A 25,750-nucleotide genomic window follows, 5' to 3' on the forward strand; every position below is an offset into this window, starting at 1 on the left:
GAAGAGAGCTCTCTGTGGGGGGATGGGGGGACGTGCGGCGGCGCGACTCACCCGGTGTTCTGCAGGCCGGCGGCGACGCCGCTCACCGACAGCAGGAGCAGTCGCTGCTGTTCGGCATCCGCGCCCGACCCGCCCGGCTCCTCGACGGCGGAGCGCAGGGCCCGCAGCGCACGCAGCTGCAGCAACGAGAGCGCATCGACGTACGGGCTCCGCAGCTGCACGGCGCGCTGCAGCACCGGCTTGTTCTCGAGCAGTCCCTCGCCGCCCGTGAGCCGGATCACCCACTGCCGGGTGAGCGCGAGCTCGTCGAGCACCAGGGCTGCGAGGTCGTCGCGGTCACCGAGGGCGAGGTACTGCCGCGCGATGCGCTCGTCGGTCTTCGCCAGGCTCATCGCGACGTTGTCGATCATCGTGCGCAGCAGCGGCCATTCGCGGTACGCCTCGGTGAGCAGTTCGGCGTCGCCGACGGCGTCCAGTGCGGTGCCGAGGCCGAACCAGCCGGCGAGGTTGATACGCGCCTGCGTCCACGCGAACACCCACGGGATCGCACGGAGGTCCTCGAGCGACTCGACCGAGAGGCCGCGGCGTGCCGGCCGTGAGCCGAGCGCCAGCAGACCGATCTCTTCGAGCGGGGTGACCGTGGCGAACCACGGGGCGAAGCCGTCAGCCTTGACCAGCGAGAAGAACCGCTCGCGCGACGTCCTGTCCATGATTGAGGCGACCTCGGCGTAGCGGGCGGCGGCGCTGCTGGTGCGCGCCTCCTCCGAGGGCGACGAGGCGAGGAGCGTGGCCGCGGCGACCTGGTCGATGTGCCGCATCGCGATGGCCGGCTCGCCGTAGCGGGCGAAGATGACCTCGCCCTGCTCGGTGAGCTTGAATCGGCCGTCGACCGAGTGCGGCGGCTGCGCGAGGATCGCGGAGTTCGCGGGTCCGCCACCACGACCGAGAGCACCGCCGCGGCCGTGGAAGAGGGTCAACTCGATGTCGGAGTCCTTCGCCCAGCGGGCGATCTTCTCCTGCGCTTCGTAGAGCGCGAGGTTCGCGGCGACGGGGCCGACGTCCTTCGACGAGTCGGAGTAGCCGAGCATGACCTCGAGCTTGTTCCCGGTCGTGGCCATGCGCTCCCGGAACTCGGGGAACGTGACGACCTCGGCGAGGATCTCGGGGGCGGCCTGCAGATCGGCGAAGGTCTCGAACAGCGGAACGACATCGAGCACGGGTACGTCGTCGCCGAGTGCGTGCCGCGCGAGGCGGTGCACGTTCGCGAGGTCGGATGCCGACTGCGTGAACGACACCACGTAACGACCTGCCGCGCGGGTGCCGCGATCGCGCTGGATCTCCGCGATCACGCGGAACAGCTCCAGAACCTCCTCGGTCTGCGCGCTGAGCACCTCGCCCGCCTCCAGCTCGGCCAGGGCCTTCGCATGCACCTGGGAGTGCTGGCGCACCTCGAGCTCGGTCAGGTGGAAGCCATAGGTCTCGACCTGCCAGATGAGATGCTGCACCCCGCCGAACGCGTGGCGCTTCGCTCCGGCGTCCGCCAGCGACGTCTGCACGGCGCGGAGATCCGCCAGCAGCTGTTCGGGACGCGTGTAGCCGCGCTCGGCGTCACCGTGGCGCGTCGCCGCGACGCGGCGCGCGAACACCAGCAGCACACGGCGGTGCGGTTCGTCGGGGGAGCGCGCGGCGAGTTCACCGGCGACGTCCGGCTCGGTGGCCGCGAAAGCATCCCAGAGAGCGGTGACCTCGGCGCTGGGCGGTGTGTCGTCGGCGGCGAGCGTGAGGGTGCGACCGATGCGGTCGAGGGCGCGCTCCAGGCCGCGGAGCACGTGGTCCGCGGCGATCTGCGACGCCTCGCGCGTGACGGATGCCGTCACGAAGGGGTTTCCGTCGCGGTCGCCGCCGACCCAGGAGCCGATGCGCACGAAGGCGGGCACGATCGGGGCGCTGGAGCCGGACTCCTCGCCGCGCAGCGCATCGTCGATGCGCCGATAGACGTGCGGGACCGTGGTGAAGAGCGTCTCGTCGAACACGCCCATGACGGTGCGGACCTCGTCGGTCGGCGACGGCTTCTGTGCACGCAGCGGCGCGGTGCGCCACAGGGTGTCGATCTCCTCGAGCATGCGGCGCCGGGCGCGATGCTGCTCGGCACCGCTCTCGCTCGCGGAGTCGTGCTGCGTGAGCAGCTCGGACAGGCGGCGGATGCTGGACGACACGGCGCGACGGCGCGCCTCGGTCGGGTGGGCGGTGAAGACCGGGTGGAAGCGCAGGCCGTCCAGGCGGCGTCGCGCCTCGTCGTCGCCGACCTCGGTGCGCAGTCGCGCGTATGCCGTGGCGACGGTGTCGGCCGCCCGACCCTGGGCCCCTGAGCCCGTCGAAGGGCCGGGCTGGCCGGCCCGTTCGCGGAGCACACGCACGCGCTGGTGCTCCTCGGCGAGGTTCACCAGATGGAAGTAGCAGGTGAAGGCGCGGGCGACCTCGTCGGCCCGAGCGACCGTGAACGACTCGGCGATGGCCGCCGCCCGCTCGAAGGCGCCGGACGTCTCCTCGTCATAGGCCTGGATCGTCGCGAGCCGCAGGCGCTCGACGTCCTCGAAGAGGTCGTCTCCGCCGGCTTCGCGCAGCACCTGGCCGAGCAGCGCGCCGAGCATGCGCACGTCGGAGCGCATCGCGTCGGGGATGCCCTGGCCGGCTTCGAAGCGGCCGATCACGCGGATGGCCTCGGTGTTCGTGGGCTCGGGAAATTCGTGTGCGGGGGTCACGCTTCGAGAGTATCGCCGTCGGTCGGGGTGTCCTGCACGCATGACGCCCGGCAGCATCCGACGCGCGCGATCTACGATGGAGGCGATGCGCATCTCAGCGAACCCCCTCCGCGGTCAGCAGTTCCCCGCCGTCCTCCTGCTCGTCGCCGCAGGTCTCGGACTGCTGCTGGCGAACCTGCCGACCCACGATGCACTCGCCGCCGTGCTGGACTTCCGCATCGCGGTGCCGGGCACCGGGCTCGACCTGTCGGTGGCGCACTGGGTGTCCGACGGACTCCTGGCCGTCTTCTTCCTCGTCGTGGCCATCGAGCTGCGGCACGAGCTGACCCACGGCGAGCTCGACTCTCCGCGGAAGGCGCTGCAGCCCGCCATCGCTGCCGCCGGTGGCGTGCTGGTACCGATCGCGGTGTATCTGTTGATCGCCGGGAGCGGCGACACGGCGATGGGCTGGCCGATCCCGACCGCCACCGACATCGCCTTCGCCCTCGGGGTGCTGGCGATGTTCGGACGGGGTCTGCCGTCGAGCGTCCGCGTCTTCCTGCTGGCCCTGGCGATCCTCGACGACATCGTCGGCATCATCTTCATCGCCGTGCTCTTCGCGCATGACGTGCAGTGGGTGCTCCTCGCCCTCGCCGTCGTCGGCGTGGCGGCGTTCTGGTTGCTCAGCCGACTGCTCCACGAGCACGGCCACTTCGCGATCGCCGTGGCGATGGTCGTCGTCGCCGTCGTGACCTGGGGTCTGGTCGCGGCATCCGGCATCCACGCGACGATCGCGGGCGTCCTCCTCGGGCTGGTGATGTCGCCCGTGCCCGCCGGTCGCACCCGGCACGCGCTCGAACCGGCCGTGAACGGCGTCATCCTGCCGGTGTTCGCGTTCGTCGCCGCCTTCGTGGTGATTCCGGCCGTGTCTCCGGGAGAGCTGTCGCCGGCTTTCTGGGCGATCGTCGTCGCCCTCCCGGTCGGCAAGATCGTCGGCATCTCGCTGTTCGGCTGGGTCGGCATGCGCATCCGCCCGAAGGGGGCCCCGCCCGCCCTGCCGTTCGCGGACATCGTGGCGGCGGGCGCGCTCGGCGGAATCGGATTCACGGTCTCGCTGCTGCTCGCCAATCTCGCGTTCGCCACGGACGACGGGATCCGCGACGAGGCGATCCTCGGCGTGCTGGTCGGCTCGCTCATCGCGCTCGTGCTCTCCGGCATCATCGTGTCGCTGCGTGCGCGCTGGTACCGCCGGACCGCGGCGGTGACGTCATGAGCGACGAGGAGCGGACGGACAGCGACCCGCTGCGCGTCGCGGCAGAGACGATGCGCGCCGTCCGGGAACGCTGTGTCTGGTCTCAGCAGATCACGCACCGCGATCTCGTGCCGTATCTGATCGAGGAGTCGCACGAGGTCATCGATGCCGTCGAGAGCGGCACGCGCGACGATCTGCGCGAAGAGCTCGGCGATCTGCTCTGGCAGGTGCTGTTCCATGCGGCGATCGCCGCGCAGGATCCCGATGACCCGTTCGGCATCGACGATGTGGCCGCGACCCTGACCGAGAAGATGGTGCGCCGGCATCCGCACGTCTTCGCCGGAGAGGTCGCGACGACTCCCGAAGAGGTCCTCGTGCACTGGAACGCCGCGAAGGCGGCCGAGAAGCGCACCCGCACGAGCGTGCTGGACGGCGTGCCGCGCGGGATGCCGGCGCTCGCGCTCGCGCAGAAGCTCGTGGGTCGCGCTGCGGGAGCCGGAGTGACCCCGCCTGCGGTCGTCGTCGCCGCACCGGCATCCGAAGCCGAGTTCGGTGACGCGCTCCTGGCGCTCGTCGCGACCGCGCGGACCCAAGGGTGGGATGCGGAACGCGCGCTGCGCGAGCGGCTGCGGCTGCTGGAGCACGAGGTCCGCGACGCGGAAGCGGCGTCCTGAACCCGGGCGGGCACGCCCGCGGCACCGGACCTGGGAAGATGGAACCGTGGCTACTGTGAACCCGCCGCGCGGCATGCGCGACATCCTCCCCGCCGACAAGGCCCGCCGTGAGCGCGTGCTCTCCGTCATCCGCGACCGGTATCTCTCGCACGGATTCGACGAGATCGAGACGCCCGTGGTCGAGGAGTACGACCGGCTGCATGCCGGCATCGGCGGCGACAACGAGAAGCTCTCCTTCAATATCCTGCGCCGTGGTCTCGACGCCGATGCCATCCGCGAGGCGGCCGACGATCCGGCCGCGCTCTCCGACCTCGGTCTCCGCTACGACCTGACCGTGCCGCTCGCGCGCTTCTACGCGAGCAACCGCGGGCAACTCCCCGGCGTGTTCCGCTCGATCCAGATCGGGCCGGTCTGGCGCGCCGAGCGCCCGCAGAAGGGTCGCTACCGCCAGTTCGTGCAGTGCGACATCGACATCATCGGCGACGACTCTTCCCGCGCCGAAGCCGAGCTCATGGTCGCGTCGCTCGACGCCGTCGACCGTCTCGGCCTCGACGGCGCCTCGGTGCGCATCAACGACCGGCGCGTGCTCGACTGGATGCTCGACAGCTTCGGCTTCACGGCCGAGGAGCGCCCCGGCGTCCTCATCACGATCGACAAGCTCGACAAGATCGGTGCCGAGGGAGTCGGTGCGGAACTCCGCGAGCGGGCGCTGCGACAGGGGAGCAGCACCGCACCCGTCGACGCGTTCGAGGAGTTCCTGCGCCGGCCGCAGACCATGGAGTACCACCCGTACGGCGAGGCGCAGATCCGCAAGGCGCTGCCCGAGAACGCACCCGACGACATCGTGGCGCACCTGGTCGGCATCGGCGAGGCCGTGGCAGCCGGGCGCCCTTCGACAGGCTCGGGGGCCCAGGAGCCCGTCGAGATCCCGCTCGTGTTCGACCCGTTCCTCGTGCGGGGGATGGGCTACTACACGGGCACGATCTTCGAACTCGCGCACCCCTCTGTCGCCTACTCGCTCGGCGGAGGCGGTCGCTACGACGGGATGATCGGCCGCTTCCTCGGGCAGGACGTGCCCGCTGTCGGCTTCTCGCTCGGCTTCGAGCGCCTCGTCGATCTCGTCACCACCGAATCGGATGCCGCGGCGCAGGCCGTCGTGCTGATCCACGACGCCGACGCCCCGGTCGCCGAACTCGTCGCGCACAAGGCTCGCCTCATCGCGACCGGTGCCCGCGTGCGTCTGGAGCGACGGACGAAGAACCTGAAGGCACTGCTCGAGCGCTCGGCCGCCGACGGCTACACGCACTTCGCGAGCGTGCGCGCCGGTTCCGCGGAGCTGGAGCTCAAGCCGCTGAGCTGATCGGCCTGGTACATCTGTCGGGAGAATGCCCGGATGTCGGGAGAAACGGCCGAATCGGCCCGGCATCAGTACTTTCTCCCGACAGGTGTACCGCGGGATCCCCGCTGACAGGGTTCCCGCTCCCGAGGCGACGCCCGTTCACGCGGCGTTCACGCCGATCGTGTCGAATCGGCGTGTGCGCCGTATCCGTCTCGTCATCGTCGCGGGCCTGGTCGTGGCGACCGCGCTCGTCGGCATCCGTCTCGTCCTCACTCGTCAGGCGGCGCTTGCGCGGAAGCGGATCGGGAAGCCGCTCGGCGCGGATTCCCTGGACGCGGATCGCGTGTGGCGGTCGGCTCTCGACGGCGAGCCCATCGACCTGCTGATCCTCGGCGACTCGATCGCGGCAGGGCTCGGCGCTGAGAAACGCAAGGAGACCCTCGGCGGACGGCTCGCCAAGGGCACGGCACGTCGGATGCGACGGCCCGTGCGCCTGCACACCGCGGCTGTCGTGGGGTCCGAGTCCCCGGATCTTCCGGCGCAGCTCGACACGCTGCCGGAGGGATATCGCCCGGACGTCGCGGTGATCGTGGTCGGCGGCAACGACGTGACGCACCGGCTGCCGCCGTCGTTGTCGGCGCAGCATCTCCACGAGACGATCCGGCGCCTGCGCGAAGCGGGCACGCAGGTCGTCGTCGGGACGTGCCCCGACCTCGGCGCCCTGCGTCCGGTGCCGCAGCCGCTGCGGCGACTGGCGTCGAGCATGTCGCGCCGGCTCGCCGACATCCAGGCCGAGACGGCGCGACACTCGGGGGCGGAGGCCGTCGACCTGCGCAGGGCGGTCGGTCCGATGTTCTTCGACGAGCCGGAGGCGATGTTCAGCCTCGATCGTTTCCATCCGAGCCCTCTCGGCTACCGGCGCACGGCCGAGGCGCTGCTCCCCGCCGTCTGCCGCGCTGCCGAGGAGGCGGTCAGCTCGCCGCGTCGGTCGGAGCCGAGCTGAACGACGCGGCCCACTCCGCGACGCGGCGGCTGCTCTCCTCGTCGGAGATGTCCTCGACGCGGGTCATCACCGACCAGCGCACGCCGAACGGATCGCGGATGCTGGCGAACCGGTCGCCCGACACGAACAGCGCCGGCGCCTCGCGCACCGTCGCTCCTGCCGCGACGGCCTTCTCGACCACCGAGTCGACGTCGGACACGTACAGGCCCATCGAATAGCAGTCGTCATCACCCTCGGGGGAGGGTACGAGGTGGTACTCGGGGTTCGGCTCGCCGAGCTGAAGGAGCCCATGCCCGAAGTCGAGGTCGGCGTGGGCGACGACGCCGTCGAACTCCGTGACGTCGACGACGCGCGCGCCGAAGACGTCGCGGTAGAACTCGATCGCCTGCCTCGCTCCGGGAATCGCCAGGAATGGGGTGAGCGAGGTCGCGCCGTGCGGTCGTCCATCGGTCGTGTGAGCGCCGGTGGCGCCGGTGGTGGGGTTCTCATCCATGGTCATGCCCTCACGGTACGGCGGGGCGGATGCCGGGGGCTTGAAGATCCGCGCCAACCTCGCGAGCCCCACGGTGTCGGGGCTGGACCCTACGCTGGGCGCATGGTGAATCCGACCCGCGGCATCCTGTATCCGGCGAGGCTGCCGGAGTTTCATCGGCTGCCCCCGCCCGCCGAGGTCGCCGACCTGGTCGCCTGGTTCTGGATCCCGGAGTGGGACATCGAGCCAGGGCGCTCGTCGCGGCAGGAGGTCGTCTCCTACCCGTCGCTCAACCTGGTCGTGGAGCCCCACGGGGTGTCGCTCGCCGGCGCGACGACGCGCGCCTCGCACCGCGATCTGCGCGGACGCGGCTGGGCGGTCGGCGCGCTGCTGCGCCCGGCTGCCGTGGCAGAGCTCGTGACCGAGCCGGCCGCGCTTATCGATACGGAAGAACCGGTCGACGCGCCCGAACTGCTCGCTGCGGTGACGGCCGGCATGGGTTCGGGTGACGGCCACCGGGAGCGCGCGGTCGCATCGTTCGCGCGGTGGCTGCGCGAGAGGGTGGGCGCGCTCGACGATGCGGCGCATCACGCCAACGCGCTGTTCGACGTGCTGATGGGGGAGGGCGCGGCCCTCACTCCCGAGGAGGCCGCGACGCGACTCTCGGTGTCGATGCGCACGCTGCAACGAATGACCCATCGGCACATCGGCCTGTCGCCCGCGGCGATGATCCGCCGCCGTCGGCTGCAGGAAGCGGCTCAGCTCGTGCGCGAGAAGCCCGGCACGGACCTGGCCACGATCGCGGCGGAGTTCGGCTACGCCGACCACGCGCATCTGACCCGCGACTTCCAGGCCGTGCTCGGCATCGCACCGCAAACGTATCGCTCCGAATCCTCCGCCGAGTTCTCCGTCGGGGCCAGTTCAGCGGCGGGCGAGTCGCAGGCGCAGCATCCGGTACCCGACGCCGAGCACGACGACGGCCGTGCCGGCGAGTGAGGCGATGACAGGGAGACTGTTCACCAGCACCAGACAGCCGAGCGCTCCGACGACCTGCAGGACGCGCGGATAGCGGCGAGCGGCCGTCGTCTGCCGGAACGCCGCGGCATTCGCGATCAGGTAGTACAGCAGCACTCCGAAGGACGAGAACCCGATCGCACCGCGGAGGTCGGCGACCAGCACGATCACGATGACGACCGCGGCGATCGCGATCTCGGCCCGCTGCGGCACCTGGAAACGTGCGCTGACCTTCGCAAGGAAGCGCGGCACGTCGCTCTCGCGTGCCATCGCCAGCGTCGTCCGTCCGATTCCGGTCAGCAGGGCGAGGAGAGCGCCGAGCGATGCTGCCGCGGCAGCCACCCGGATGACGGGTGCCAGAGCGGGCCAACCCGCTGTGACGAGCAGATCGGCGAGAGGTGCGGTGGAGTCGACGACCTCGGCTCCGAGCACCTGTACGACCGCGACACCGACAAGCGCGTAGACGATCACGGCGCCGCCGAGGGCGAGGACGATCGCCCGCGGGATGGTCTTCGCGGGATCGACGACCTCTTCACCCATGGTGGCGATGCGCGCATAGCCGGCGAACGCGAAGAACAGCAGCCCCGCGCCCTGCAGGATCCCGTATGCCGAGACGTCGGGAAGCGGCGCGGGCGTCGCCGCGGATGCCGAGCCGAAGCCCACTGCCACGACGATCGCGAGACCGAGGAGCGAACATGCCACGAGGATGCGGGTGACCAGCGCTGTGCGCGTCACACCGAAGCAGTTCACGGTTGCGAGTGCCGCCACGGCGAGCACGGCGACCGGGACCTGCCACCCTGCGGGGGCGGCATAGGCCGCGAAGGTCATCGCCATGGCGGCGCAGCTCGCGATCTTGCCGATGACGAAGCTCCACCCGGCGATGAATCCCCACCACGGTCCGATCTCGGCGCGCGCGTACGAGTAGGTGCCGCCGGCGACCGGGTGCGCCGCCGCGAGTTGAGCGGATGCCGTCGCGTTGCAGTACGCCACGACGGCGGCGATCGCGAGCGCCACGAGGATGCCGCTGCCGGCCACCGCGACCGCCGGCGCCCACACGGCGAACACGCCGGCGCCGATCATGGATCCCAGGCCGATCGCGACGGCGTCTCCGAGCGTCAGTCGGCGGGCGAGGGGCATGAGGTCATCGTGCCACGGGCAGGTGAACGGACGGCGTTGCGGGCGAAGGGACGCGACAGGAAGGCTGTCCCCTTTGTTATAGTTCGAGTAGAATAAGTAAGAGATTCGAGAGGAAGGAGCTCACATGCTGATCCGCGTCGATGCCGACAGTCCTCGACCGCTGTACGACCAGGTCGCGGCATCCATCCGCTCCGACATCCTGGCCGGCGCGCTCGTGCCGGGAGATCGCCTTCCCGCAGCGCGCGACGTCGCCGACGCCCTCGACATCAACCAGCACACTGTGCTGCACGCGTACCAGCGGCTGCGCGACGAAGGGCTCGTCGATCTTCGCCGCGGCCGAGGAGCCGTGATCGGAGCATCGGCCGCGCCACTCGCCGAGCTCGCCCAGGAGATCGACGCCCTGGTGCGACGGGCGGGCGCACTCGGAGTATCGCCCGAGACGCTCGCAGGTATCGTCCACGCGCACCGCAGTCCGCGATCCGAGGAGGAAGCGCCATGACCACTCATGACCTGACCCGCACGCCCCCGTCGCTGCTCAGGCGCGCGCGCCTGACGTTCTTCCTCGTCGCGGTCATCGTGCCGCTCGTGATCACGGTGATCGCCCTGATCACGATTCTTGCCTGGCTGCCCTCTCTGCCCGCCCAGGTCGTGACGCACTGGGGTGTCGACGGTGCGGACGCGTTCGGACCGCCATCCGTGTACCTCTGGATCCTCCTCGCCGTCGGCCTCGGCCTGCCGGCGATCCTGGCGGTCACGACCCTCGCCGCGGTCGGAGCGCACTGGGGTGGGGCCGCGCGTCTGATGGGTGCGCTCGCCGCCGGGCTCGCCGCTTTTGCCGCCACCATCGGCCTCGGCTCGCTCGCCATCCAGCGCGACCTCGCCGACGCGGCCGCCGTGCCGGGGATCGGCGGCGTCCTGGCCGTGAGCTTCGCGACGCTCCTGATCGTGGGCGCCGTGGCCTGGGCCGTGCAACCCCGGGTGCTCCCAGAGGTCGGACGCACGCTCGAACCGCGGCAGATCCTGCGCATCGCGGCGGGGGAGCGCGTCGTCTGGGTCGCGACGACGACCATGCCCCGCGTGGCGGTGCTCTCCCTGGTGGCGCTGCTGCTCGGGCTCATGGCCCTCGCTGCGTTCATGCTTCTCACCGGTGTTCAGGGCGGGTGGATCGTCGCAGCCGCGGTGGTGATCCTGGCCTTCGCGATGGCTGCGACCACCGCTTTCCGGGTGAGGGTGACTCCGGAGGGGTTCACCGCCCGGGCCACGCTGGGCTGGCCGCGCATCACGATTCCGCTCGACGAGATCGAGTCGGTGCGGGCCGTCGACATCTCGCCGTTCGGCGAGTTCGGCGGCTGGGGATGGCGCATCGCCCCGGACGGCCGGAGCGGGATCATCATGCGCCGCGGCGCCGCCGTCGAGATCTCCCACAGCACCCGGCGTCCGTTCATCGTCACGATCGACGGGGCGGAGGAAGCAGCGGCCCTGCTGCAAGCCTTCGTCGACACCAGAAAGGCAAGCTCATGACCGACTTCCGCTCTTCCTCCGCACGACGGGTGCCCTGGGTAGCCGTGATCGTGTTCTGGGTGCTCGCCTGTGCGCTGGCCTGGCTCGTCGCCCTGCCGCTCTGGCTGGGCGAGGGGCTCGCAGAGCCGTTCGCGGGCGTGCTGCTGCCGGTGATGATGCTCACCCCGGCGATCGCGGCGCTCATCGTGACCTTCGTCCTCCGGGTCCCGGCGCGGGGAGAGCGGGTTCGCTTCCTCGGGCTGTGGCCGCTGCGTCCCGCGAAGCGGATCGTCTGGCTGATGGTCGCCGCCTGGCTGGTTCCCCCGGTGCTCGTCGCGCTGAGCATCCTGCTCTCCGCCGCGCTCGGATTCGTGCAGCTCGACCTCACGTTCGCGGCCTTCGCCGTCGAACTTCAGAAAGCGCTGCCCGCAGGAACTCCGGTTCCGCCGGTCGAGGTCGTCGTCTTCGCCCAGATCGCGATGATCCCGCTCGGGGCCCTCATCAACGCGATCCCGGCGTTCGGCGAGGAGCTGGGCTGGCGGGGATGGCTCGTCCCCGCTCTCCGGCCGCTCGGCACCTGGCCGGCGCTGCTGATCAGCGGCGCGATCTGGGGGTTCTGGCACAGCCCGATCATCCTGCTCGGGTACAACTTCGGCCGCACCGACATCAGCGGCGTGCTGCTGATGATCGGCGGATGCATCGCCTGGGGCATCCTGCTCGGTTGGCTGCGCCTGCGCTCGGCATCCGTCTGGCCGGCGGTCATCGCGCACGGCTCACTCAATGCCGCCGGCGGGCTCATCGTCCTCTTCGCTGCGGCGAAGCCCGACCTGGGGCTCGCCGGTCCGCTCGGAGTGGCGGGCTGGATCGTCCTCGCCGTCGTCATCGCGGTCCTCGCGCTCACGGGGCAGTTCCGTCAGCAGCCGGAGCTCGCCGGAGCATCCGGCAGACTGCTGTCCGCACCGCGCTCCTGACGCGCTCTTGACGCGCTGGCGGGGCGAGGGTTGGCTGAGGTCATGGAATCCACCCCCGCAGCCTGGTCGCAGACCGACGCCTTCCTCGCCGAGACCCTCGTCGGGCACGACCCCGCGCTGGAGGCGGCACTCACCGCGCAGCGCGAGGCCGGACTCCCCGAGATCGAGGTCGCGCCCGTGGCGGGCAAGCTGCTCGACCTGCTCGTGCGCATCAGCGGCGCCCGCCGGGTGCTCGAGATCGGCACGCTCGGCGGGTACTCCACGATCTGGATGGCCCGCGCCGTCGGGCCGCACGGTCGGGTCGTCACGATCGAGGCCGAAGCGGACAACGCTGCAGTCGCCCGCGCCAGCATCGACGCAGCCGGCGTGGGTGACCGCGTCGACATCCGCGTCGGCCGCGGTGCCGACGTGCTCCCCACCCTGGACGGCGAGTTCGACCTGGTCTTCATCGACGCCGACAAGGAGTCCAACACGATCTATCTCGACTGGGCGGCGAGGCTCGGGCGTCCCGGCACCGTGATCGTCCTTGACAACATCGGACGCGAGGGTGAGATCGTGCGCGAGGACTCGACCGATTCCAAGGTCGACGGCACCCGGGACGGGCTGCGGATGCTCGGCGACGACCCGCGGTTCGACGCGACAGCGCTGCAGACGGTCGGCGCGAAGGGCTGGGACGGCGTCGCGCTCGCCCTCGTGGTGTGACACCACCCCCGGGCTAGACTGAGCGCGGACCGACGACGCTCCACACACACCTTCTCTCTGAACAAGGAGCACATCAGTGGCACTGATCGAGGCTGTAGGCGCACGCGAGATTCTCGACTCGCGCGGAAACCCGACCGTCGAGGTGGAGGTCCTCCTCGACGACGGCATCGTCCAGCGGGCGGCCGTCCCCTCCGGTGCATCCACGGGTGCATTCGAGGCGTACGAGCTCCGCGACGGAGACAAGAGCCGCTACGGCGGCAAGGGTGTCCGCAAGGCCGTCGAGGCCGTCATCGACGAGCTGGGCCCGGCCCTCGAGGGTATCGAGGCGAGCGAGCAGCGCATCGTCGACGAGATCCTCATCGAGGTCGACGGCACCGAGAACAAGAAGCGCGTCGGCGCGAACGCGATCCTCGGCGTCAGCCTCGCGACCGCCAAGGCCGCTGCCGATTCGGCAGACCTGCCCCTGTTCCGCTACCTCGGCGGTCCGAACGCGCACCTGCTGCCCGTTCCGCTGTTCAACGTCATCAACGGCGGAGAGCACGCCGACAACGGCATCGACATGCAGGAGTTCTTCCTCGCGCCGATCGGTGCCGAGTCCTACTCGGAGGCGCTGCGCTGGGGTGTCGAGACCTACCACGTGCTGCGCGCCGAGCTGAAGGCCGCCGGCTACGCGACGGGGCTCGGCGACGAGGGCGGCTTCGCTCCCGACCTGCCCAGCAACCGCGAGGGCCTCGACTTCCTGGTGAAGGCGATCGAGAAGGCCGGCTTCACGCCGGGAACCGACATCGCACTCGGCCTCGACGTCGCCGCCACCGAGTTCTTCACGGACGGCGTCTACCGTCTCGACAACAAGGACTGGGATGCCGCCGCGCTGACCGAGTACTACGTCGGCCTCGTGAACGACTTCCCGATCGTCACGATCGAGGACGCTCTCGCCGAGGACGACTGGGACAACTGGAAGCACCTCACCGACGCCCTCGGCACGCGTGTCCAGCTCGTCGGCGACGACCTGTTCGTCACCAACCCGGCGCGTCTGGCCGACGGCATCAAGCGCGGCGTCGCGAACTCGCTGCTGGTGAAGGTCAACCAGATCGGCACGCTCACCGAGACCTTCGACGCGGTCAGCCTGGCGCAGCGCTCGGGCTACACCGCGATGCTGTCGCACCGTTCGGGTGAGACCGAGGACACCACGATCGCCGACCTCGTCGTCGCGACGAACTCGGGTCAGATCAAGGCGGGTGCGCCTGCTCGCAGCGAGCGCGTCGCGAAGTACAATCAGCTTCTGCGCATCGAGGAAGAACTGGGCGACGCTGCAGTCTTCGCCGGCCGTTCGGCCTTCCCGCGCTACCAGGGCTGAGACACGCAGAGACAGATTCTCACCGCCTCCGAGCGGTGACCGAAGGAGGAGCCGTGGCACGACGACCGGCTCCTCCTTCGGCGTCTCGGAAGCCGACGGCGCCTCCGCCTGCGGCGTCGAAGAAGGGGCGCGCGAAGACGAAGCCCGCGGGCGCCGCGGCTCCGGCCGGGACCCGAGGAAGCGCACAGCGCGTCGATGTGCGCGAGTGGGCCACCGGCATCCGTCTCTCCGCCTTCTCCGTCATCATGTTGTCGCTCGTCGTGCTGGGTGCCTGGGTGCTCGTCCCGACGCTCGGGACCTTCATCGACCAGCGCCAGAAGATCGCCGCGCTGGAGGCGTCGGTGCAGGTCAGCGAAGACGAGATCGATGCGCTCATCGCCGAACGTGAACGCTGGAGCGACCCGGCCTACATCACCACGCAAGCCCGCGAGCGCCTGTACTACGTGAAGCCGGGCGAGGTCGTGTACCTGATCGACAACGACCTCGACCCCTCGGCGCTTCCGCGGGAGCAGGAGCCAGTCAGCGACACGCTCGAGGAGAAGCCGGCGGATTGGATGCCGCAGCTGCTGCGCACCATCGTCTCGGCAGGCCTGAGCGACACGGCGGCCGTCGTTCCGGAGTGATCGCTCCGAGCATCCTCCCTGGCGGCTCCCCTACGCTGGTGGGGTGACCACGCCGCCGTTCCCCGCTCCCACGCCCGCCGAGCTCGCCGTCGTGTCGGCTCAGCTCGGCCGGCCCGCACGCGGAGTGGTCGGCATCGCAGCCCGGTGCGCGTGCGGCAATCCCACGGTGGTCGCCACGACGCCGCGCCTTGCGGACGGCACGCCCTTCCCGACCTTCTACTACCTGACGCACCCGGCAGCGACGGCGGCGATGTCTACGCTCGAGGCCACCCAGGTGATGCCGGAGCTGGCTGGTCTCCTCGCTGACGACGACGACGTGGCCGCCGCCTACCTCGCAGCGCATGAGGCCTACCTGGCCGATCGCGGTCTGTTCGGCGAAGTGCCGGAGATCGACGGCATCTCGGCCGGCGGCATGCCCACGCGCGTCAAGTGCCTGCATGCGCTCGCCGGTCACGCGCTCGCCGCCGGTCCCGGGGTGAATCCGATCGGGGACGCGGCTCTCGAGCGGTCGACCTGGACGCCGTCGGTCTGTCGCTGCGAAGACCCCGGCGCGGCGACCCGCGAAGAGGCGACGCGATCGGCATGACCACGCGTCGGATGCTGCGGAGCGTCACCGCACTCGCGGTGGTGGCGGCATCCGTCCTGCTCCTGGGGGCGACGGCGCCGCCGGCGCCGGTTCCGGTTCCGGATGATCCGTCCGATCCGGTGCGCGCGTCGGAGTACTGGCTCGACGGCGCCCGCATCCGCGATGCCTGGCAGACGACGCGCGGCGACGGCGTCACGATCGCCGTGATCGACACCGGCATCGGGAAGGTGCCGCAGACGTTCGGCGATGCCGTCGTCGGGGGAACGGACGTCTCCGGAACAGGTACCTCCGACGGACGCACGCCGGTCGGCGCGGTCGACGGCAACCACGGCTCCTGGGTGGCGTCGCTCGCCGCGGGACGAGGAGCGCCGGACGGGACGGGCATGATCGGCGTCGCCCCCGAGGCGAACCTTCTCTCGATCTCGGTGGGCTTCGGCGCGGCCGCCGCGGTGCCGTTCACGGAGCAGGTCGCGAAGGCGATGCGCTGGGCGGTCGACAACGGCGCCGATGTCATCAACCTCTCCTTCACCACCAACACCCTCGACTGGGACGAGAGCTGGGACGACGCGTTCCTCTACGCCTTCGAGAACGACGTCGTGGTCGTGGTGGCTGCGGGCAACCGGGGGAGCGGGACGAACATCATCGGCGCCCCTGCCACCATTCCGGGTGTTCTGACCGTGGGCGGCGTCGACCAGACCGGCACGGCGAGCATCGAAGCCTCGACGCAGGGCATCACGATCGGCATCTCGGCGCCCAGCGAGGGACTGCTCGGCGTCTCCGCCGACGGCGAGGTCGTCTCGTGGAGCGGGACGAGCGGCGCGGCCCCGATCGTCGCGGGTGTCGCGGCCCTCATCCGGTCCGCCCACCCGGACATCAAGGCGATCGACGTGATCAACCGCATCATCAAGACCGCGATTCCGGTGCAGGACGCAGTGAAGCCGAAGGACCCTCTCTACGGCTATGGGCTCATCGACGCGGCTGCGGCGATCTCCGCCGACATCCCATCGGTGGACAAGAATCCCATGGGCGACCTGGCCGAGTGGATCCACTACTTCCGTCGCGCGAAGAGCGAGCCGCAGCCCGAGCCGACCCTGACTCCGGTGGCCGTTCCGCCGCTTCCGGATGCCGATGCGCCGACCGAAGCCGGTTCCCCGCTGCTTCCCAGCGCTGATTCACTGCGCTACGGTACCCTTCCGCTGATCGCGCTCACGGTCCCTGGTATCCTGATAGCGCTTGGCGTCACCGCAGCTGCCCGGCGCATCCGATCGGCGCGCGTATCTCGTACGCCAAATTCCTGACTCCGAGGAGTAGTTCCCCTGTGCCTCAGAACACCACTGTGCCCAAGATCCTGATCGTCGGTGGAGGTTACGCGGGCTTCTACAGCGCGTGGAAGCTCGAAAAGCACCTGCGCAAGGGCGAGGCCGAGGTGACCATGGTCGACCCGCTGCCGTACATGACGTACCAGCCGTTCCTCCCCGAGGTCGCCGCCGGCTCGATCGAGGCACGCCACTCCGTGGTCGCGCACCGCCGCCATCTGAAGCGCACGAACGTGGTCACCGCGAAGGTGACCAACATCAACCACGCGCAGAAGACCGCGACCATCACCCCGCCGCTCGGCGAGCCGTACGAGTTCGCGTACGACCAGATCGTCGTGACCGCAGGCGCCGTGTCGCGCACCTTCCCGATCCCGGGCATCGCCGACAACGCCATCGGGCTCAAGACCATCGAAGAGGCCGTCGCGATCCGCGACCGTCTCATGTCGAACTTCGACAAGGCGGCGTCCCTGCCGGCCGGCCCCGAGCGCGACCGCCTGCTCACGGTCATCGTGGTCGGCGGCGGCTTCGCCGGCATCGAGGTGTTCGCCGAGCTGCGCTCGCTCGCCTCGTCGCTGGTCTCGAAGTACCCGCAGCTGACGTTCGACGACACGCACTTCCACCTCATCGAGGCGATGGGCCGCATCATGCCCGAGGTGTCGCTGAAGACCAGCGAGTGGGTTCTGAAGGATCTCGCCAAGCGCGGTGCCTTCGTGCACCTCGACACGCAGCTGACCAGCGCGGTCGACGGCAACGTCGAGCTCTCGAGCGGCGAGGTCCTCCCGACCGACCTGATCGTGTGGACCGCCGGTGTCATGGCCAACCCGACCGTCGTCCGCGGCGGTGACCTGCCCGTCGAGGAGCGCGGTCGCATCCAGACCCGCGCCGACCTGCGCGTCGGCACCCCCGAGGCCTTCGTCGAGGGCGCCTGGGCGGCCGGCGACGTCTCCGCCGTGCCCGACCTCTCCGGTGGCGGTGTCGGCGGCTTCTGCGTGCCGAACGCACAGCACGCCGTGCGCCAGGCGAAGCTGCTCGCGAAGAACATCGTCGCGGTGCTCCGCGGCGAGGAGCCCCGCGAATACTTCCACAAGAACCTGGGCGCCGTAGCCGGTCTCGGCCTCTACAACGGCGTCTTCCAGTCCGGCAAGATCGCGCTCAAGGGCTTCGTGGCCTGGGTGGCTCACCGCGGTTACCACGGCCTCGCGATGCCGACGTGGGAGCGCAAGTTCCGCGTCGTCTGGGGCTGGTGGAACAACCTGTGGCTCGGCCGCGACCTGGTGAACCTCGAGACGGTGCAGAACCCGCGCTACGTCTTCGAGGAGTTCGCCGCTCGTCCGCGCGCCGCAGCCCCTGCGGCACCCGCTGCTCCCGCCTTGCCCGGATCCCACTCGTCGGAGCCGGCGACGACGATCGCCGCCGCCGAGAAGACCCCGGATGCTGACGAGCCGGTCACGGACGACGCTCCCGCGAAGAAGCCCGCCGCGAAGAAGCCTGCCGCGAAGAAGCCGACCGCTGAGAAGGTCGCCGCCAAGTAACGCGTCGTGCCCGCCGCATCGAACAGCCCTTCCGTTTCCCGGGAGGGCTGTTCGCATGGAGGGGACGCATAGGCGCGGTCGATAGTGTCGAGCGCGCAAGGGGAGTACTCCCGTCTGCGGCGGTGTCGTCATTACGGATATGAAGTCGTGTCCCGGCCCGTCGGCCCGTGAGGGTGGAGGAGACCTTGGCGCCCGCTCCGCGGGCTGCCTCGTCCTTGCCGTCGTCCGACGTCGTGGAACCCGGGTGGTCCGCACCGCTCCACGAAAGGACCACCCATGGGAAAGCTCTCCCGCCTGATCAGCATCGCGTCCGACGCTCTCGAGAAGAACGCCGGGTCAGGGCGCGGCGATCGCCCCGCCGACCGTCCTTCCGACCGCCAGGGGTCGACCGACTGGAGCGGAATGCTGCGGGGTGCCGTCGGCGCTGTCAGAGGACCGTCGGATGCTGCGCCTCGCGCCACCGGGGCACCCGCGACCGTTCCCGCGTCGCCGTCAGATGCCGCGGATCCGTACGCGCCGCCGCCCCCTCCCGGGTCGGGATCGCAGGCCGGATCGTCTGCTCGAACCGCAACGAGCGACGCGGATCGCGCCGCGATCGCCCGCTACGACTACCTGCTGAAGACCGCGGACCCGCAGCGCGTCGAGCAGATCCACCGCGACGCCTTCGCGCGTCTGACGCCTACGCAGCGGACGCTGGTGGAAGAGCGGATGCGCGCCGAGCTCGAGCCGGGGGAGCGCCCGCGTTCGTCGTCGCCGGACGACCTCGCGCGGGCGGCCGGGCGTGCCGAGGCGATGCGCCCTGGACGGATGCGCGGACTGCTCTCGCGCGTGCGGGGCGGCGGTGCCGGCGGCGCGGCGGTCATGGCCGGAGGCGCCGCCGTCGGCGTCCTCGGTGCGGTCGCCGGGGGAGCGGTGCTCAGCACGGTGGCCGGCCCGCTGCTGGAACAGGCTGCGGGGCTCGGGGTCGACTTCACCGCGCTGGCCGAAGGCGTGGACCTCGAGGCCATCGCCTCGGGTGTGGACGTCGAGGGCATCTCGGGCGGTGCGGAGGAGTTGCTCGGATCAGCCGGCGAGACGGTGTCCGGAGTCGGCGAGACCGCCACCGGCTGGGGAGAGCAGCTCGGCGATCTCGGCATCCCGGGACTCGGCGACATCTTCGGGCGCTGAGCAAGGCGTGCGGATGGCTTCAGACAGCGGCTTCAGCGGCCTCACCGGCTTCGCCGCCGATCTCCTCACTTCTCTCGGCGACATCGGGGTCGGCGTGCTCGTCTTCCTCGAGGTGCTCGTACCTCCGATCCCGAGCGAAGTGATCCTGCCGTTCGCGGGATACCTCAGTCAGAGCGGCGAGCTCACGCTCGGTTGGCTCGTCTTCTGGAGCACGCTGGCGTCGTGGCTCGGCGCGATGCTGCTCTACTGGCTGGGTGCGGCGATCGGCATGGAGCGGGCCATCCGTCTGCTCGCCGCGACGAGGCTGGTCAGCCGGATTGATCTGGAACGCGGTTCTGCCTGGTTCGCGCGGAGCGGTGGCTGGACGGTGCTCGTCGGGCGGATGGTGCCGGGGGTGCGCAGCCTCATCTCGATCCCGGCCGGTGCGTCGCGCATGGGCATCCTGAGGTTCAGCATCTGCACGATCATCGGAAGCGGCCTCTGGAACACCCTGCTGCTCGGTGTCGGCGCCGCACTCGGTACCCAGCACGAGCGGTTGGAGCAGTACCTCGGCTACCTCGACTACGTGGTCTACACCGCCATCGCCGTCGCGCTCGCGGTGCTGATCGTGCGGCGGGTGCGCGAGGCGGCGGGTGCCCGGCGCTCGCCCGACGAGCAGGAGGGGTGAGCCGACGGCATCCGGCGCGTCGTGGTGCCCCCGCTGGGACTCGAACCCAGACTGAAGCGATTTTAAGTCGCCTGCCTCTGCCATTGGGCTACGGGGGCCCTGGTTGTCAGCCTACCGAGACCGACTCGTGCGACGGGGTGCCGTCGGGCGTGATCCTGAGTGCATCGAAGCTCTAAGGTGGGGGAGTGCTCGACCTCACTGAAGAACTGAGCCCCGTTGCGGGTGCCCCCGCGGTCGCTCCCGAGTGGCAGGATCCGGCTCGGTACTGGCCGAGGCTGTCGGCTGCCACGCAACATCTTTCTGCCCCGGTCGCGGTGATCGACCTGGAGGCGCTGCGGTACAACGCCATGGACATGCTGGTGCGCTCGGGCGGTCTGCCCATCCGGGTCGCCTCGAAGTCGTTGCGCGTGCGCGCGGTGCTGGATGCCGTGCTCGAACTCCCGGGGTATCGCGGCATCCTGGCCTTCACGCTGGCGGAAGCGCTCTGGCTGGCCGAGGCCCACGACGACATCGTCCTCGCCTACCCGACCGTCGACAGGGCCAGCCTCGAGGCGCTGTTCGCGGACGAGCAGGCAGCAGGGCGCATCACGCTCATGGTCGACGATCTCGCGCACCTCGACCTGATCGACAGTGTGACCGCGCCCGGGCGCCGACCGGAGATCCGTGTCGCCATCGACGTGGACGCGTCGTGGAAGTCCTCACTCCTCGGCCACATCGGTGTTCGTCGCTCCGCGCTCTACACCGCGGGCGAGGTCGCGGCCTTCGCCCGCAAGGTCATCTCGCGACCCGGCTTCCGGCTCGTCGGCTTGCAGATGTATGACGCGCAGATCGCCGGGCAGGGCGACGACGCCGGCTCCGACGCGCCCCTCATCCGCATGGTGCAGGCGCGCTCGCGCACCGAACTGCGGGAACGCCGGGCGGCGATCGTCGATGCGGTCACGGCGCTCGCACCGATGGAGTTCCTCAACGGCGGCGGCACCGGATCGCTCGAGTTCACCGGAAGCGACGAATCCCTCACCGAGGCGAGCGCGGGCAGCGGACTCCTCGGCGGGCACCTGTTCGACGGGTACCGATCCTTCCAGCCGGCTCCGGCGTCGGCTTTCGCGTTCGACGTCGTGCGGCGGCCCGCTGCGGATATCGCGACCGTGCTCGGCGGCGGCTGGATCGCCTCCGGTCCTGCCGTGGCCTTGCGGCAGCCGAAGCCCGTGTGGCCACAGGGCCTGCACACGCTGCCGCGCGAAGCCGCCGGCGAGGTGCAGACACCCTTGCAGGGATCGGCGGCGGCCAGTCTCGGGGTGGGGGACCGGGTCTGGTTCCGGCACGCGAAGAGCGGCGAGCCGGCGGAGCGTATCGAGAGGTATCACCTGGTGTCCGGAGACGAGATCGTCGACGAGCTGCCGACCTACCGCGGCGAGGGGAAGGCCTTCCTGTGACGAGGATCGGCGGCACCTGGCAGAACTGGGCGCGCTCGGCATCCGTCCGTCCCGTGCGCGTGGAGCGTCCTCGAAGTCCGGAGGGCGTGCAGCGCGCGGTCATCGCCGCTGTGACGCACGGACTCACGGTGAAAGCCGTCGGGGCCGGGCACAGCTTCACCGGCATCGCGGTCGCGCCCGGCGTGCTGCTGGAACTCGACGACATGCAGGGGCTGATCTCCGCGGATGCCGTCACCGGACGCGCCAACCTGCTCGCCGGCACCCGGCTGCATCGGATTCCGGCGCTCCTCGCCCCCTACGGGCTCGCGATGCAGAACCTCGGAGACATCGATCGGCAGTCGATCTCCGGTGCGATCTCCACGGGGACACACGGTACTGGTGCGGGCTTCGGGGGCCTCGCGACCCAGGTCGTCGGAGTCACGATGGTCACTGCAGCCGGCGAGTTCCTGCGCATCGATGAGCACCAGAACAGCGAACTCCTGCCTGCCGCGGCGCTCGGGCTCGGCGCCCTCGGCATCATCGTCGAGGTCACCCTCCAGTGCGTCCCCGCATTCGTCATGCATGCCGTCGACGAGCCGCTGCCGCTGGAGGACGTGCTGGAGGGCATCGAAGATCACGTCGCGGCATCCGATCATTTCGAGTTCTACTGGTTCCCGCACACCGAGGTCGCCCTCACGAAAAGACAGACGCGGCTGCCGGAGTCGGCCGTGCGCAAGCCGCTGCCGTTGTTGGGGAAGTGGATCGACGAGACACTGCTCTCCAACGGCGTCTACCGGGCCGTGTGCGCCGCCGGGCAGATCGTTCCTGCCGTCACTCCGCCCTTCAGCAGATTGGCGGTCAAGCTCACGGGTGACCGCGAGTACACGGACCGGTCGCATCGCGTGCTCACCCAGAGCCGCACGGTGCGCTTCCGTGAGTCGGAGTACGCGATCCCCGCCGAGAACGCCGTCGCGGCCTTCCGAGCCGTGCGCGCGCTCATCGATCGGCGCGGCTGGCGCATCGAGTTCCCCGTCGAGGTGCGCTTCGCTGCCGCAGACGACCGTTGGCTGTCCACCGCCCACGGTCGAGACAGCGCGTACATCGCCGTGCACCGTTACTGGCGCGCCGACCCGACGGAGTACTTCGAGGCAGTCGAGGCGATCATGCGCGAGCACTACGGGCGCCCGCACTGGGGGAAGCTGCACACTCAGAGCGCGGAGACGCTGCGTGAGCGGTACCCGCGATTCGACGACTTCCTCGCCGTGCGCGACCGGCTCGACCCCGACCGCCGGTTCGGCAACCGCTACCTCGAGCGCGTCCTCGGCGACTGAGACCGGATCGGCGTGCGCGAACCCGCGCCATCCCCAGTACACGTGCAGACAGCCCGTCTAGGATGAGAGAAACACGAGGAAGGGTGGGCCTCTGATGGAATGGCTCGTGCCAGTGCTGATCGTCGTCGGAGTGATCCTGCTCGTCGGCATCTATCTCTGGGCCACGTACAACTCACTGGTGCAGCTGAACGTCCGCGTCGATGAGGCATGGAGCGGCATCACGGTGCAGCTCAAGCGACGAGCCGACCTCATTCCCAACCTCATCGAGACGGTCAAGGGCTACGCCTCACATGAGAAGGCCGTGTTCGAGAACGTCACCCGTGCGCGCGCGGAGACCCTGTCTGCGGGCGGCCCTGGCGAGGCGGGTATTGCGGAAGGGCACCTGCAGCAGGCGCTGCGCAGCCTCTTCGCCGTGGCCGAGGCGTATCCCCAGTTGCAGGCGAGCCAGAACTTCCTTCAGCTGCAGCAGTCGATCGTCGACACCGAAGACAAGATCCAGGCTGCGCGCCGTTTCTACAACGGTGGCGTGCGCGAGCTGAACACCAAGATCAAGGTGTTCCCGAACAACCTCTTCGCCAAGGGCCTCGGTTTCACCGAGCGCGAGTTCTTCGAGGTCGCCGACAGCGGCGCCATCTCCGAACCGCCGCGCGTCCAGTTCTGATGCGCTCTGCGCATCAGGGTCGAGCGAGAGCAGCGAGTCGAAACCTGACACGGACTCCGCCCTCACCACACCGAGAGCGTCAGCCCGTCTTCCGTGAACCGGACATCACCTCGCAGTCCCCAGTCTTCCGTGCGGTAAGTCGTCGTCCGCGCTGATCCGTCCTGCCCGGTTCCGGTCACCGTGGCGACGAGCACGCCCCCTGCGGCCATGAACGCATCTGCGGTGAGAGCGATCGAGGGCGTCTGCTCGATGCGGTAGCGGATGTCGGAAACCGCGCGGAACTCCGTGCCCCAGGGGATCCGGATGCCGCACGTATCGGGCATCGTGCTCGCCGGAGCCGTGCAGGCTTCGAGGTGCTCGTCGAGCTGCTGCTGCGCGGCGTCCGTCGCCTCAGGTCCAAGCGTGGCGTCGACGGTGATCTCGGCGCTCTCGCCGGGAAGGACAAGCAGCGTGCTCTTTCCATCGAGGATCGAGGAGGGGGCCGCGGTCACCGCATACTCGGCGGGGAGGAGCGACGTCGCCTCGCCGACGGCGAACGTCGCTGCGCCGATGCCGACGAACGACCCGATCGCGGCCGTCGCCGTCATCGTGCCGAGCGCGGAAGGATCGACGATCCACCGTCCGTCGACGCGCTCGAGCGCGAGTTCCGCCGTCCGTTCTTCCTCGCCGAGTGTGAACGAGACGTCGGCGGTCGCCTCGCCGGGGGTGACCTCGCGCACGGAGGTGACCTCGGGATCTTCGATGAGCTCGCTCGCCGCCGTGAACGCGTCGAGCGCTGTCGCCGACACCTCCATTCGCGTGGCCTCGACAGCCGCGGCATCGCCGGAGGCGAGCGCGCGAAGGTAGGCGACCACCGCGTCTTCCGCCGTGGCCGGGCGGCTCGCGGTCTGCCAGATCACCACTCCGATGACCGCAGCGACCACGAGCGCCGCGGTCACTCCGATCAGCCACCATCGCCGCCGTGTCATGTCACGGTCTCTCTGGCGTGCAGGTGGCGGAGGGTCGACGAATCGGCGCGAGCGCGCAGGGCGTCATGGATCGCACCGGTCGCGTCTCCCCATCCCGAGACCGAGATGCGCTGCAGTCCCTGCCACGACGCGGCGAGAGCGAGTTCGGCCGCGATCCTCTCGGCGTCGTCGGGCCGCGCCTGCGGCTCCCACCACGCCGACTGCACCTGCAACGTGGACGTCACGCGCTCCGCCTTCAGGTCGACTCGTGCGACGATGCGGTCGCCGACCAGGACCGGAAGCGAGTAGTACCCGAACCGGCGCTTCTCCGCGGGAACGTAGATCTCGATGCGGTAGTCCAGGTCGAAGGCGCGGAGGGCGCGATCACGGAACCAGACCACCGGATCGAACGGCGTCAGGATCGCGGCGGCATCGATCTTCCGGGGGAGGACGGCATCGCGGTGCCGCCAGGCGGGTATCGGGCGACCGCCGCGCTCCCACCCGCGGACCTGTACAGGTTCGAGCTCCCCCGCATCGGCGAGGTCGGCGATCGACTGCGCGACGGCGCCGCGATCCCTGATGCGGTAGTAGTCGGCGAGGTCGGACTGCGTCGCGACGCCGCTCGACCGCGCCGCACGCCGCGTGAGCTCGCGGATCGCATCTGTCCGCGAGACCTCTCGAGACAGGATCGCTTCGGGGATCACGTGCTCGGCGAGCGCATACGACCGCTCGAAACGTCGGCGGCCGCTCACCGCCACATCGCCGATCCTCCAGAGATGTTCGAGTGCCAGCTTGACCTCGTCCCAGTCCCACCAGGTGCCGCGCTCTCTCGGTGCGTCCGCCCGCAGATCGGCCGGGCGGAGCGGGCCGCGGGTGCGCAACTCGTCTTGCACCCACTGGACGGTGCGGGCGTTGGAACTCAGCCAGGAATCGGGGCCGGCCCACCGGCGACGGAAGTCGTCCATGCGGAACCGCCACAGCGGCCAGTCCTCGATCGGGATGAACGTGGCCTCGTGGGCGAGGTACTCGACATAATGCGTGGTGCGTGCGAGGAAGACGCGATCGAGCAGAGCGGGCTCGTAGGCGCCGAGCCGCGAGAACAGTGGGAGATAGTGCGAGCGCGCGAACACGTTGACCGAGTCGATCTGCAGCACGCCGAGGCGCTCCATCACCCGATGGACATGGCGTGAGGACACGGTTGTCGGGCGTGCACGACCGAACCCCTGAGCGGCCAGGGCGATGCGGCGTGCCTGGGCGGGACTGAGGGTGTCTGTCACGTCGTCAGCGTATCCCCGGCCTACGACATCGCGTCGAGAGGAGACCGGCGACCGCAATAGACTTGGGCG

At 70.1% G+C, this 25,750-nt stretch carries 24 protein-coding genes and 1 tRNA gene; 19 read left to right on the plus strand and 6 right to left on the minus strand.

Annotated features, from left to right (window positions below; genetic code table 11):
- Positions 1-47 precede the first annotated feature (47 nt).
- On the minus strand, positions 48-2,762 hold the full coding sequence (locus RS85_RS12500) for a phosphoenolpyruvate carboxylase (protein WP_046013797.1): 2,715 nt from the start codon (positions 2,760-2,762) through the stop codon (positions 48-50).
- An 85-nt stretch (positions 2,763-2,847) separates the two neighbouring features.
- Here RS85_RS12500 and RS85_RS12505 point away from each other — a divergent pair, with 85 nt between their 5' ends.
- From RS85_RS12505 to RS85_RS12520, 4 genes are all read left to right on the plus strand, one after another.
- Positions 2,848-4,014 carry a Na+/H+ antiporter NhaA gene (locus RS85_RS12505; RefSeq protein WP_046013966.1) on the plus strand — a complete coding sequence of 389 codons (1,167 nt, stop codon included), beginning with the start codon at positions 2,848-2,850 and terminating at the stop codon, positions 4,012-4,014.
- Positions 4,011-4,667, plus strand: a complete 657-nt coding sequence (locus tag RS85_RS12510; RefSeq protein WP_046013798.1) for a MazG family protein — start codon at positions 4,011-4,013, stop codon at positions 4,665-4,667. The genes RS85_RS12505 and RS85_RS12510 overlap by 4 nt, the downstream gene beginning before the upstream one ends.
- A 73-nt stretch (positions 4,668-4,740) precedes the next feature.
- Positions 4,741-6,027, plus strand: a complete 1,287-nt coding sequence (locus RS85_RS12515) for a histidine--tRNA ligase (RefSeq protein ID WP_046013799.1) — start codon at positions 4,741-4,743, stop codon at positions 6,025-6,027.
- Positions 6,028-6,202: 175 nt separating this feature from the next.
- Entirely contained in the window at positions 6,203-7,009 is an 807-nt protein-coding gene (locus tag RS85_RS12520; RefSeq protein ID WP_046013967.1) for an SGNH/GDSL hydrolase family protein, read from the plus strand.
- Here the strand turns inward: RS85_RS12520 and RS85_RS12525 are convergent.
- Complete coding sequence (locus RS85_RS12525) at positions 6,978-7,508, minus strand: VOC family protein (protein WP_046013968.1); 531 nt, start codon at positions 7,506-7,508, stop codon at positions 6,978-6,980. The two genes, RS85_RS12520 and RS85_RS12525, sit on opposite strands and share 32 nt — an antisense overlap.
- A 96-nt stretch (positions 7,509-7,604) precedes the next feature.
- Between RS85_RS12525 and RS85_RS12530 the strand changes: the two genes are divergently transcribed.
- Complete coding sequence (locus RS85_RS12530) at positions 7,605-8,477, plus strand: AraC family transcriptional regulator (RefSeq protein WP_082087614.1); 873 nt, start codon at positions 7,605-7,607, stop codon at positions 8,475-8,477.
- Here RS85_RS12530 and RS85_RS12535 read toward each other — a convergent pair.
- Positions 8,403-9,632 (minus strand): APC family permease, encoded by a 1,230-nt coding sequence (locus tag RS85_RS12535; protein WP_046013800.1) that lies wholly within the window; start codon positions 9,630-9,632, stop codon positions 8,403-8,405. The two genes, RS85_RS12530 and RS85_RS12535, sit on opposite strands and share 75 nt — an antisense overlap.
- A 124-nt stretch (positions 9,633-9,756) precedes the next feature.
- Between RS85_RS12535 and RS85_RS12540 the strand changes: the two genes are divergently transcribed.
- From RS85_RS12540 to RS85_RS12590, 11 genes are all read left to right on the plus strand, one after another.
- The gene (locus RS85_RS12540) at positions 9,757-10,131 is read left to right on the plus strand and encodes a GntR family transcriptional regulator (RefSeq protein ID WP_046013801.1); all 375 of its coding nucleotides are present in this window, start codon (positions 9,757-9,759) and stop codon (positions 10,129-10,131) included.
- A complete protein-coding gene (locus RS85_RS12545; RefSeq protein ID WP_046013802.1) occupies positions 10,128-11,153 on the plus strand; it encodes a DUF1648 domain-containing protein in 1,026 nt (341 codons plus the stop codon). The genes RS85_RS12540 and RS85_RS12545 overlap by 4 nt, the downstream gene beginning before the upstream one ends.
- On the plus strand, positions 11,150-12,103 hold the full coding sequence (locus RS85_RS12550; RefSeq protein WP_046013803.1) for a CPBP family intramembrane glutamic endopeptidase: 954 nt from the start codon (positions 11,150-11,152) through the stop codon (positions 12,101-12,103). The genes RS85_RS12545 and RS85_RS12550 overlap by 4 nt, the downstream gene beginning before the upstream one ends.
- Positions 12,104-12,145: 42 nt before the next feature.
- The gene (locus tag RS85_RS12555; RefSeq protein ID WP_046013804.1) at positions 12,146-12,805 is read left to right on the plus strand and encodes an O-methyltransferase; all 660 of its coding nucleotides are present in this window, start codon (positions 12,146-12,148) and stop codon (positions 12,803-12,805) included.
- A gap of 76 nt (positions 12,806-12,881) precedes the next feature.
- The gene (gene eno / locus RS85_RS12560; protein ID WP_046013805.1) at positions 12,882-14,162 is read left to right on the plus strand and encodes a phosphopyruvate hydratase; all 1,281 of its coding nucleotides are present in this window, start codon (positions 12,882-12,884) and stop codon (positions 14,160-14,162) included.
- A 53-nt stretch (positions 14,163-14,215) separates the two neighbouring features.
- Positions 14,216-14,785: an FtsB family cell division protein gene (locus RS85_RS19285; RefSeq protein WP_200894831.1), complete on the plus strand. Its 570-nt coding sequence runs from the start codon at positions 14,216-14,218 to the stop codon at positions 14,783-14,785.
- 43 nt (positions 14,786-14,828) lie between these two features.
- Positions 14,829-15,371: a DUF501 domain-containing protein gene (locus RS85_RS12570; protein WP_046013806.1), complete on the plus strand. Its 543-nt coding sequence runs from the start codon at positions 14,829-14,831 to the stop codon at positions 15,369-15,371.
- Entirely contained in the window at positions 15,368-16,669 is a 1,302-nt protein-coding gene (locus tag RS85_RS12575) for a S8 family peptidase (RefSeq protein ID WP_235282432.1), read from the plus strand. The genes RS85_RS12570 and RS85_RS12575 overlap by 4 nt, the downstream gene beginning before the upstream one ends.
- Before the next feature lie 38 nt (positions 16,670-16,707).
- Positions 16,708-18,219: an NAD(P)/FAD-dependent oxidoreductase gene (locus RS85_RS12580; RefSeq protein ID WP_046013971.1), complete on the plus strand. Its 1,512-nt coding sequence runs from the start codon at positions 16,708-16,710 to the stop codon at positions 18,217-18,219.
- 276 nt (positions 18,220-18,495) lie between these two features.
- Positions 18,496-19,386 (plus strand): hypothetical protein, encoded by an 891-nt coding sequence (locus RS85_RS12585; RefSeq protein ID WP_046013808.1) that lies wholly within the window; start codon positions 18,496-18,498, stop codon positions 19,384-19,386.
- A gap of 13 nt (positions 19,387-19,399) precedes the next feature.
- Positions 19,400-20,053 carry a DedA family protein gene (locus RS85_RS12590; RefSeq protein ID WP_046013809.1) on the plus strand — a complete coding sequence of 218 codons (654 nt, stop codon included), beginning with the start codon at positions 19,400-19,402 and terminating at the stop codon, positions 20,051-20,053.
- A gap of 22 nt (positions 20,054-20,075) precedes the next feature.
- On the opposite strand, the gene RS85_RS12595 is transcribed toward RS85_RS12590, so the two are convergent.
- A tRNA-Leu gene (locus tag RS85_RS12595) sits at positions 20,076-20,151 on the minus strand.
- A gap of 87 nt (positions 20,152-20,238) precedes the next feature.
- On the opposite strand from RS85_RS12595, the gene RS85_RS12600 reads away from it, so the two are divergent.
- From RS85_RS12600 to RS85_RS12610, 3 genes are all read left to right on the plus strand, one after another.
- Complete coding sequence (locus RS85_RS12600; protein ID WP_046013810.1) at positions 20,239-21,486, plus strand: alanine racemase; 1,248 nt, start codon at positions 20,239-20,241, stop codon at positions 21,484-21,486.
- On the plus strand, positions 21,483-22,796 hold the full coding sequence (locus RS85_RS12605; protein ID WP_046013811.1) for a D-arabinono-1,4-lactone oxidase: 1,314 nt from the start codon (positions 21,483-21,485) through the stop codon (positions 22,794-22,796). The genes RS85_RS12600 and RS85_RS12605 overlap by 4 nt, the downstream gene beginning before the upstream one ends.
- 94 nt (positions 22,797-22,890) lie before the next feature.
- Positions 22,891-23,457, plus strand: coding sequence for a LemA family protein (locus RS85_RS12610; RefSeq protein ID WP_046013812.1), 567 nt, complete (start codon positions 22,891-22,893; stop codon positions 23,455-23,457).
- Between the two features lie 62 nt (positions 23,458-23,519).
- Here the strand turns inward: RS85_RS12610 and RS85_RS12615 are convergent, their stop codons facing one another.
- Both RS85_RS12615 and RS85_RS12620 read right to left on the minus strand, forming a co-directional pair.
- Entirely contained in the window at positions 23,520-24,425 is a 906-nt protein-coding gene (locus RS85_RS12615; protein WP_046013813.1) for a hypothetical protein, read from the minus strand.
- Positions 24,422-25,681 (minus strand): winged helix-turn-helix domain-containing protein, encoded by a 1,260-nt coding sequence (locus tag RS85_RS12620; protein WP_046013814.1) that lies wholly within the window; start codon positions 25,679-25,681, stop codon positions 24,422-24,424. The genes RS85_RS12615 and RS85_RS12620 overlap by 4 nt, the downstream gene beginning before the upstream one ends.
- Positions 25,682-25,750 lie beyond the last annotated feature (69 nt).

This window comes from Microbacterium sp. SA39, from assembly GCF_000967865.1.
GTDB lineage: Bacteria > Actinomycetota > Actinomycetes > Actinomycetales > Microbacteriaceae > Microbacterium.

Excerpts from the sequence above, each read along its gene's own strand:
- RS85_RS12510 (WP_046013798.1), top strand. The coding sequence starts at position 4,011 with ATGAGCGACGAGGAGCGGACGGACAGCGACCCGCTGCGCGTCGCGGCA.
- RS85_RS12615 (WP_046013813.1), bottom strand. The coding sequence starts at position 24,425 with ATGACACGGCGGCGATGGTGGCTGATCGGAGTGACCGCGGCGCTCGTG.
- RS85_RS12550 (WP_046013803.1), top strand. The coding sequence starts at position 11,150 with ATGACCGACTTCCGCTCTTCCTCCGCACGACGGGTGCCCTGGGTAGCC.
- RS85_RS12515 (WP_046013799.1), top strand. The coding sequence starts at position 4,741 with ATGCGCGACATCCTCCCCGCCGACAAGGCCCGCCGTGAGCGCGTGCTC.
- RS85_RS12590 (WP_046013809.1), top strand. The coding sequence starts at position 19,400 with ATGGCTTCAGACAGCGGCTTCAGCGGCCTCACCGGCTTCGCCGCCGAT.
- RS85_RS12535 (WP_046013800.1), bottom strand. The coding sequence starts at position 9,632 with ATGCCCCTCGCCCGCCGACTGACGCTCGGAGACGCCGTCGCGATCGGC.
- RS85_RS12505 (WP_046013966.1), top strand. The coding sequence starts at position 2,848 with ATGCGCATCTCAGCGAACCCCCTCCGCGGTCAGCAGTTCCCCGCCGTC.
- RS85_RS12585 (WP_046013808.1), top strand. The coding sequence starts at position 18,496 with ATGGGAAAGCTCTCCCGCCTGATCAGCATCGCGTCCGACGCTCTCGAG.
- RS85_RS12540 (WP_046013801.1), top strand. The coding sequence starts at position 9,757 with ATGCTGATCCGCGTCGATGCCGACAGTCCTCGACCGCTGTACGACCAG.
- RS85_RS12555 (WP_046013804.1), top strand. The coding sequence starts at position 12,146 with ATGGAATCCACCCCCGCAGCCTGGTCGCAGACCGACGCCTTCCTCGCC.
- RS85_RS12525 (WP_046013968.1), bottom strand. The coding sequence starts at position 7,508 with ATGACCATGGATGAGAACCCCACCACCGGCGCCACCGGCGCTCACACG.
- RS85_RS12575 (WP_235282432.1), top strand. The coding sequence starts at position 15,368 with ATGACCACGCGTCGGATGCTGCGGAGCGTCACCGCACTCGCGGTGGTG.
- RS85_RS12610 (WP_046013812.1), top strand. The coding sequence starts at position 22,891 with ATGGAATGGCTCGTGCCAGTGCTGATCGTCGTCGGAGTGATCCTGCTC.
- RS85_RS12530 (WP_082087614.1), top strand. The coding sequence starts at position 7,605 with ATGGTGAATCCGACCCGCGGCATCCTGTATCCGGCGAGGCTGCCGGAG.
- RS85_RS12545 (WP_046013802.1), top strand. The coding sequence starts at position 10,128 with ATGACCACTCATGACCTGACCCGCACGCCCCCGTCGCTGCTCAGGCGC.